The sequence below is a fragment of the Bartonella sp. AP150HLJHH genome (assembly GCF_042196385.1).
Lineage (GTDB): Bacteria > Pseudomonadota > Alphaproteobacteria > Rhizobiales > Rhizobiaceae > Bartonella.
Map to the genome: position 1 here is coordinate 1 of NZ_JBHIQC010000113.1, position 782 is coordinate 782.

Genomic DNA, 782 nt, shown 5'->3' on the forward strand with positions numbered 1-782 from the left:
TCACCAAGATTTTTTAAAGTGGTGCGATAGTAAGAAGGATCATTTTTGAAAGCTGTTATCGCAGAACCAATATCATTGAGTGCAGCTTGATAGGTTTGTTTTAAGCGATCAGGGTTGAGAGCAGGAATGTCGCTTTTATTGAGAAGGGTGCGCAATTCACTCGAAAGTTGGTCAAAATTGATATCATTGTCACTGTTTTTTGCAAAAAACTGTTCAAGACTTTCGCTGTTTAAGTTTGCAAGTATAGGGGAAATATTGTTTTTTAGGCTGTCTACGGTTTGTTGGATCATGGAGCTGTTTTCGAGAGCCGTTTTAGCTCCTATCTTTGCTGTACTAGAAACCACGTGGATGGCTTGGAGGGTCATCAGCAATGTTATGAGAGCCCAAGTGAGAAAGCCATGAAGCGTTCCTGAGGTTTCAGAAAAACGTCCAGCTACAAAGCCTCCCAAGGCTAGGCTAATCAGTGTAACGATAACAGAACCCACGCCAAAGGAGAGGAAAGAGCCTTCAAATGGGGTTGAAGAAGTGAAATCCATTTGGCTTAAGCCTAAAGCGGCGACCAGAAAAGAGAGGCAGATTGAGGTGGCAAGAGCCGTCACCAGTCCCGCAAAGATTGCGGACCATGAAATGGGTGTGTGAAAGAGTGAATATTTTTCTTCTAGAGATGTTTCTCCTAGAAAATTCGTCTCAAATGGTGTGTTTTCAGGAATGCGAGTTTCCATGTTTTATCTCCTTGAATATGCTGGAGATACAATGCCTTTTTGCTAATTATGTTCCAAAAG

At 42.1% G+C, this 782-nt stretch carries 1 protein-coding gene; it reads right to left on the reverse strand.

The genetic code is table 11. The annotated features are described in order from the left end of the window. A partial coding sequence (locus ACFING_RS09960; RefSeq protein WP_375630812.1) for a DUF3792 domain-containing protein occupies positions 1–722 on the reverse strand: 722 nt, incomplete at its 3' end. Positions 723–782 lie beyond the last annotated feature (60 nt).